Source organism: Frankia sp. AgB1.9, from assembly GCF_016786355.1.
Lineage (GTDB): Bacteria > Actinomycetota > Actinomycetes > Frankiales > Frankiaceae > Pseudofrankia.
This window is the reverse complement of sequence record NZ_JADWYX010000043.1, coordinates 65,076-72,364: the sequence shown is the minus strand read 5'-3', so window position 1 is coordinate 72,364 and position 7,289 is coordinate 65,076. Positions and strand designations below refer to the sequence as shown.

General features: G+C 71.0%; 3 protein-coding genes. 1 reads left to right on the top strand and 2 read right to left on the bottom strand.

Annotation, left to right across the window (positions count from 1 at the left end; all coding sequences use genetic code 11):
• Positions 1–148: 148 nt before the first annotated feature.
• Together glgP and acs are read right to left on the bottom strand one after the other, a co-directional pair.
• Positions 149–2,704 (bottom strand): alpha-glucan family phosphorylase, encoded by a 2,556-nt coding sequence (glgP, locus tag I6A60_RS18965; protein ID WP_203021754.1) that lies wholly within the window; start codon positions 2,702–2,704, stop codon positions 149–151.
• A 222-nt stretch (positions 2,705–2,926) separates the two neighbouring features.
• Entirely contained in the window at positions 2,927–4,933 is a 2,007-nt protein-coding gene (acs, locus tag I6A60_RS18960; protein WP_203021753.1) for an acetate--CoA ligase, read from the bottom strand.
• 1,031 nt (positions 4,934–5,964) lie between these two features.
• Here acs and I6A60_RS18955 point away from each other — a divergent pair.
• The gene (locus tag I6A60_RS18955; protein WP_203021752.1) at positions 5,965–7,275 is read left to right on the top strand and encodes an HNH endonuclease signature motif containing protein; all 1,311 of its coding nucleotides are present in this window, start codon (positions 5,965–5,967) and stop codon (positions 7,273–7,275) included.
• The last annotated feature ends 14 nt before the right edge of the window (positions 7,276–7,289 follow it).

Below are 7,289 nucleotides of genomic sequence, written 5' to 3'. Positions count from 1 at the left end.
TCGCTGCCTGCCTCGTGGGGTCGGCGTTGTTAAAACGACCCAGCGGCGGGCCGGGCCGGGGGCGACGCGCGCCGCGCCTACGGCGCTGTGGACCACGGAGCCTGGTTACAGCGCCCGGTCCACAGCGCCTCTGGTAACAGCGCCTGGACTACGGCACGGCGATGAGGCCGACCTCGGCCGGGGTCGCGAGCAGGCCGTGCGCGGGCAGCACGCTCACCGTGTAGCCGAACGGCCCGGTCCGCGACAGCGGGATGGTGCCCTCGAAGCGGTGGCCACCGCCCTCGGCGTCGCCGGCCGGGTGCAGGTCCATCGTCACCGGGTCGAGCAGCCGGTCGGTCTCGTCGACGCGGCCGTAGGACACCCGCACGACCACGTCGGACGGGTCGAGGCCGCCGAGCTCGATGGTGGCCCGCACGACCAGGTCCTGGCCCACCTGCGGGGTGTCACCGAGCCCGGACGAGTCGACGTTGACGACCCGCACGCCGCCCCAGCCGGACCTGACCTTGTGCTTCCAGGCGGAGAGCTCGCGGGCGCCGCCGTAGGCGCCGGCCGCCGCGGCCCGGGCCGAGACGCCGGCCGGGACGTAGTACTTCTCGACGTACTCCTCGACCATCCGGGTGGCGAGCACCTTCGGCCCCAGCGTCGCCAGGGTGTGGCGGACCATGGCCGTCCAGCGGTGCGGCAGGCCGTCGGACCGGTCGTAGAACCGGGCGGCGACGGCGTTCTCCAGCAGGTCGTAGAGCGCGGCGGCCTCGATGGCGTCCCGGCGGTCCGGGTCCTCGACACCGTCGGCGGTGGGGATCGCCCAGCCGTTCTGGCCGTCGAACAGCTCGTCCCACCAGCCGTCCCGGATCGAGAGGTTCAGGCCGCCGTTCAGCGCGGACTTCATCCCGGACGTGCCGCAGGCCTCCAGCGGCCGCAGCGGGTTGTTCAGCCAGACGTCGCAGCCGGCGTACAGGAACCGGGCCATGCCGATGTCGTAGTCCGGCAGGAAGACGATCCGGTGGCGGACCGTCGGGTCGTCGGTGAACTGGACGATCTGCTGGACGAGCTGCTTGCCGCCGTCGTCAGCGGGGTGCGCCTTGCCGGCGATGACCATCTGGATCGGCCGGTCCGCGTGCAGCAGCAGCCGGGTCAGCCGGTCCCGGTCGTGCAGCATCAGGGTCAGGCGCTTGTAGGACGGCACCCGGCGGGCGAAGCCGATGGTCAGGACCTCCGGGTCGAAGACACCCTCGACCCAGTCCAGCTCGCCGGAGGCGGCGCCGCGCTCCAGCCAGGAGGCGCGGACCCGGCGCCGGACCTCGGCGACCAGCCCTTCGCGCAGCTCCCGGCGGGTGGCGAACAGCGCCTCGTCGGAGATCTTGTCGATCTTGGCGAAGCCGCGGCCGTCGGGGGACAGCAGGGCCGGCTCGGGCTCGCGGTCGGCCAGCTCGATGAGCGTCCGGGCGACCCAGGTCGGGGCGTGCACGCCGTTGGTGACCGAGCCGATCGGCACGTCGGTCGGGTCGAAGCCCGGCCACAGGCCGTTGAACATCTCCCGGCTGACGATGCCGTGCAGCTTGCTCACGCCGTTGGAGCGCTGGGCCAGGCGCAGGCCCATGTGCGCCATGTTGAACACGTTCGGGTCCGGCTCGGCGCCGAGCTCCAGCACCCGCTCGACCGGCACGCCGTCCCAGGCGCACTCGCCGCCGAAGTGGCGGGACACCATGTCCTTCGGGAACCGGTCGATGCCGGCCGGGACCGGGGTGTGGGTGGTGAACAGGGTGCCCGAGCGGGTGGCCTCGAGCGCCTCGTCGAAGCTGAGCCCGGTCGCGGTCAGCTCCCGGATCCGCTCCAGGCCGAGGAAGCCGGCGTGGCCCTCGTTCGTGTGGTAGACGTCCGGCGCCGGCGCGCCGGTGACCCGCGAGAACACCCGCAGGGCCCGCACGCCGCCGATGCCCAGCAGCATCTCCTGCAGCAGCCGGTGGTCGGTGCCGCCGCCGTAGAGGCGGTCGGTGACGCCCCGCTCGGCCGGCTGGTTGTCCTCGACGTCCGAGTCCATCAGCAGCAGCGGAACCCGGCCGACCTGGGCCTTCCAGATCTGCGCGTGCAGGGTGCGGCCCTCGGGCAGGCCGACCGTGATCTTCTGGGGTACGCCGTCGGCGTCGGTCAGCTGGGTGATCGGCAGGCCGTGCGGGTCGATGCCCGGGTAGCGCTCCTGCTGCCAGCCGTCGCGGGACAGCGACTGGACGAAGTAGCCGGCCCGGTAGAGCAGGCCCACGCCGATGATCGGCACGCCGAGGTCACTCGCGGTCTTCAGGTGGTCGCCGGCCAGGATGCCGAGGCCGCCGGAGTACTGGGGCAGCACCTCGGTGATGCCGAACTCCGGCGAGAAGTAACCGATCGCGCTGGGCGCGCCCGGCAGGTTCTGCTTCTGGTACCAGAACTCGGCGCTCAGGTACTCCTGGAGCTCGTCGGCCGCGTCGGTCAGCCGACGGACAAAACGTCTGTCCCCGGCCAGGGTCACAAGCCGGCTGTGGTCGACCTCGCCGAGAAGCCGGACCGGATCGCCCTTCGTCGACCGCCACAGCTCGGGGTCGACGGACTCGAAAAGGTCCAGCGTCTCCGGGTGCCAGGACCAGCGGAGGTTCATCACCAGGTCGGCGAGCGGAGCAAGCTGCTCGGGAAGCTGCGCGCGGACGGTGAACCGTCGGAGTGCTCTCACGGAAACGGCAGCCTAGACACCGCCCGTGAACTGGCAGCACCCGGGTCGCACCACCGGGTTACCAACAGGAAAAACCCTGTGCACACGCGCGGAAATGGGCACGATTGCGCCGTATCGAGCCCGTTTCCCACCCGCCGTCAATTCCACCATCGAGCCGCTGCCAGGTTGTCCTAGAGCAGTTGATCTTGAGACTGGCAGCGTCTCAGGCGCCGATTGCGCGCCTCATTGGTCGTCCGGACCGGCCTCGGCGACCTTGCTCGCGAGGGCCGCCATGACCGCCGGGTCGCGCAGCGTCGTGACGTCACCGAGCGCGCGGCCCTCCGCGACGTCCCGCAGCAGCCGTCGCATGATCTTGCCCGAGCGCGTCTTCGGCAGATCGTCGGCCCAGATGATCCGCTTGGGCCGGGCGAGCTTGCCGATCCTCGCGGCGACGTGCTCGCGCAGCTGGGCCACCGTCGCGTCGTCCCCGATCCGGCCACCGGCGAGTGTCACGAACGCGACAATCGCCTGGCCGGTCTGCTCGTCCGCCTGGGCGACGACGGCGGCCTCGGCGACGGCCTCGTGCGCGACGATCGCCGACTCCACCTCCGCGGTCGACAGCCGGTGCCCCGAGACGTTGATGACGTCGTCGATCCGGCCGATGATCCAGAAGTAGCCGTCGGCGTCCAGCCGGGCGGCGTCACCGACCAGGTAGGTCGTCGGGCCGAACCGGGAGAAGTACGTCTCGACGAACCGCTCGTCGTCCTTGTAGAGGGTGCGCAGCATCGACGGCCACGGCTTGGTGACCACGAGCACGCCGACGCCCTCGCTGAGCGGCTGGCCGTCCTCGGTCACCAGGGCGGGGCTGAAGCCCGGCAGCGGCCGCGTGGCCGAGCCGGGCTTGGTCGAGGTCACCCCCGGGACCGGGGAGATCATGATCGCGCCCGTCTCGGTCTGCCACCAGGTGTCGACGATCGGGCAGCGCTCGCCGCCGATCACCTTGTGGTACCAGAGCCAGGCCTTCGGGTTGATCGGCTCGCCGACGGTCCCGAGCAGGCGCAGCGAGGACAGGTCGTGGCGGTCCGGGTACTCGGCTCCCCACTTGATGCACGCGCGGATCGCCGTCGGCGCCGTGTAGAAGACGGTCACCTTGTACTCGTCGATCAGCTTCCACCAGACGTCGTAGTCCGGGTAGTCGGGCGCGCCCTCGTACATCACGCTGGTCGCGCCGTTGGCGAGCGGTCCGTAGACGATGTAGGAGTGGCCGGTGATCCAGCCGACGTCGGCCGAGCACCAGTAGACGTCCGTCGCCGGGTCCAGGTCGAAGACCGCGCGGTACGTGTAGGTGGCGCCGAGCAGGTAGCCGCCGGTGGTGTGCAGGATGCCCTTCGGCTTCGCCGTCGAGCCCGAGCTGTAGAGGATGAACAGCGGTGCCTCGGCCGGCATCGGCTCCGCCGGGCAGACCGGGTCCGCGGCGGCGAGCAGGTCGGCGTACCAGACGTCGCGGCCGGCCTTCATCGGCGCCCGCTCGCCGCCGAGCCCGGCCGCGCCGACCGCCTCGACGACGATGATGTGCTCCAGGCTCGCCAGCTCGCCCATCGCCGCGTCCACCGCGGACTTCACCGGCGCCGTGCGGCCCTTGCGGCGGGCGCCGTCGACGGTGATGAGCACCTTGGCGTCGGAGACCTCCATCCGCTCCTTGACCGCCGTCGCCGCGAAGCCGCCGAACACGACGTTGTGGACCGCGCCGATCCGGGCGCAGGCCAGCATCGAGGCCGCGACCTGCGGGATCATCGGCAGGAAGATCCCGACGACGTCACCCCGGCCGACGCCGAGCGAGCGCAGCCCGTTCGCGAGCCGCTGGGTCTCGGCGAGCAGGTCGGCGTAGGTGACGGCCAGCCGCTCGCCCTCCTCGCCGGCCCAGTGGAAGGCAACCCGGTCCCCGTTGCCCGCGTCGACGTGCCGATCCAGGCAGTTCGCCGACAGGTTCAGCTCACCGTCCTCGAACCACTTGTAGAACGGCGGGTTGTCGTCGTTGAGGACCTTGGTGAACGGCTTGTCCCAGGTGAGGAGCTCGCGGGCCTTCTCGGCCCAGAACGCCACCGGGTCGGCCGTGGCGGCCGCGACGTCGGCGTCGATCGGGCCTCGCCGCGTGAAGCCCGCCGGCGGGTCGAACGTCGCCACCGCGAGCAACCGCTCCAGCTCGGCCTCGAGCGCCCCGGGAGTCCTGGTCTCGTCGGTGGTGGTCATGCGTCCTCCTACGGCGTCGAGGGGGTCGGCGGCCCAGCTTCCGGGCCCGTGGGCGGCTCTGTGTGCCCGGTCTGGGCGTGACGGCGACCGGGCGCGGACCGGGCGCGGCTCCGCGTGGACGGCCCGAGGCACTCGCGGCCCAGCACGACCAAAGCCGTTGCCTACCCCGTGAGCCGGGGCACAGGTCCGGGTCTACCACGAACCGGAACGAGACGTCGATCGCCGTCGCGCCGGGCGACGCGTCTCGTGCGCCGGGCCGTCACCGTCTCCTGGACTCCGGGTGGCGACCTGAGCAGCGGCCATGCGGCCAGGGCAGCAGCCGTGCGACCCGAGCCGCAGCCGTACGGTCCGGGCAACGGTCGCACGGCTGCTGCCCCGGCCGCGCGACTTGAGCAGCGGCCGTGTCGGCCGGGGGCTCCGCCCAACCCGCTCCGGACGGCGTGAATCCATCCAAGCCTCGTCCGACGGCGCCTCTCCCCTCTGCGCTGAGCTCGGCGACGGCTCGGCGCCTGAGGGCTGAAGCGGGTTCATCGAGCCGCCGGGTGGCGCGTCGTTCTCTATGCTGGCGGCACTGACCACCAATCCAAGAAATCTATTTTCGGGGCTGCTCAGAAGGTTTTCACGGCGAGACGCAATAAGCGTTTGAATCCATTTCGGCCGCTTGCACATTCTCGGCCCGGCGGTATCATGAACGCACGTCCAAGCCGGTCGCCGACCACGGCCGGCACCCGGCGTGACACAGTCCTTTGAATCGGACCTCTTGAGGCAGTCCGGAGTAACACACCCCTTTCCACTCCGCCCTTTGGCGCACCCCCAGCGAATCAACCCGTTAGGACGCTGCCGTTATGACGCCGACCGCTAATGCTTGGCCCGTCGTCACGTTGCCTAGTTCCGTGGTGCCAGACACCCGGCTTCTCGACGAACTGCCAGCGCGTGACTCGTCCGTCGACTCGGGGCCCTCAGGTCGGCTGCCTCAGCATTTTCGCTCACGAGGTGACACGCCCGACGCCGCGCCGACGGACCGACTGGACGTGGTCGACGCGGTGTTCGACGAAGTGCTCGCCGGACTGGCTGGCTGCGACGCGTCGGCGACATTCGCGCTGGCGGCCCGGTTGGCGCGATTGACCGCCCGGTTGGAAGGGCTGACGATCCACACCCACGTGCATCTCGCCCGGCTGCGCCCGGCCGACCCCGGCGACGAGACGGGTGGCCCGTACTCGGCGTTCGCCGCCGACGAACTGGCGGCGCAGCTGGCGCAGTCACCACGGACGATGTCAAGTCGGCTGGCGACAGCCTGGGAGATCGCGCACGAGCTGCCCGCCGCACTCGCCGAGCTGACCGCCGGGACGCTCGACCACACCCGACTCGCCGCGCTACACCAGCTCACCGCCTGCCTCACCGCCGGGCAGCGAGCCGCCGTCGAGGCCGCGATGCTCGCCGGCAGTCGGCTGGCTTCCCCGCCGCGATGGCGACGGAAGATCCATCGGCTCGTCGGCCGGCTCGATCCGGAGGCGGCCGCGAAGCGCCGCCAGCGGGCTCGCGCCGAACGCAGGATCGGCATCCAGGCTCTTCCAGACGGCATGGCCCAGCTGACAGCGGTACTCACCGCCGAGGACGCCCAGGCGATCTATGACCGGATCAACAAGATCGCGCGGACCGACCTTCTTACCGACGGCGAGGCCAGCCACGGCGACACCCGTCCGATCGACGCCCGCCGCGCCGACGTCCTGACCGCACTGCTCCTGGGCAACCGCCGCGAGAACGTCACCGTCGAGCTCCAGGTCATCGCCCCCGTCGGGACCCTGGCCGGCCTCGACCAGAACCCCGCGGAACTCGTGGGATTCGGGCCGATCCCGGCAGAGGTGGGCCGGGCGCTGGCCGCCGACGCCCGTTGGCGCCGAGTGCTCACCGACCCCGAGACCGGCACGGTCCTGGACCTGGGTCACCGCCGAGTACCCACCCCCGCACTTGCCCGCCTCGTGCGCCATCAACAGACCCGCTGCGTGTTCCCTGGCTGCGGCATGCCCGCCACTCAGACCGATATCGACCATGTCACCGCCCACGCCGCCGGAGGCGCCACCGCCCTGGACAACTTGGGCCTTCTCTGCCGGCATCACCACCGCGCCAAACACAGAGGCCAATGGACTCTCGAACAATCCAGACCAGGCGTCTTCGTCTGGACCAGCCCGGCCCGGCGCATCTTCACCACAAACACAACTATCAACGAGGAAGAACCGAACACCTCGATTCCCGCGCTCAAGAGCGACCATGTAAAGCCCCGGGTGGCCGGGCCCGCAATCCCCACCCAGCGGGCCCCCTCCAACACTCGGTGCCCATTCTGAAGGGCCTTCCCGGC

Coding starts and splice junctions, on each gene's coding strand:
- acs (WP_203021753.1), bottom strand. CDS start 4,933: ATGACCACCACCGACGAGACCAGGACTCCCGGGGCGCTCGAGGCCGAG.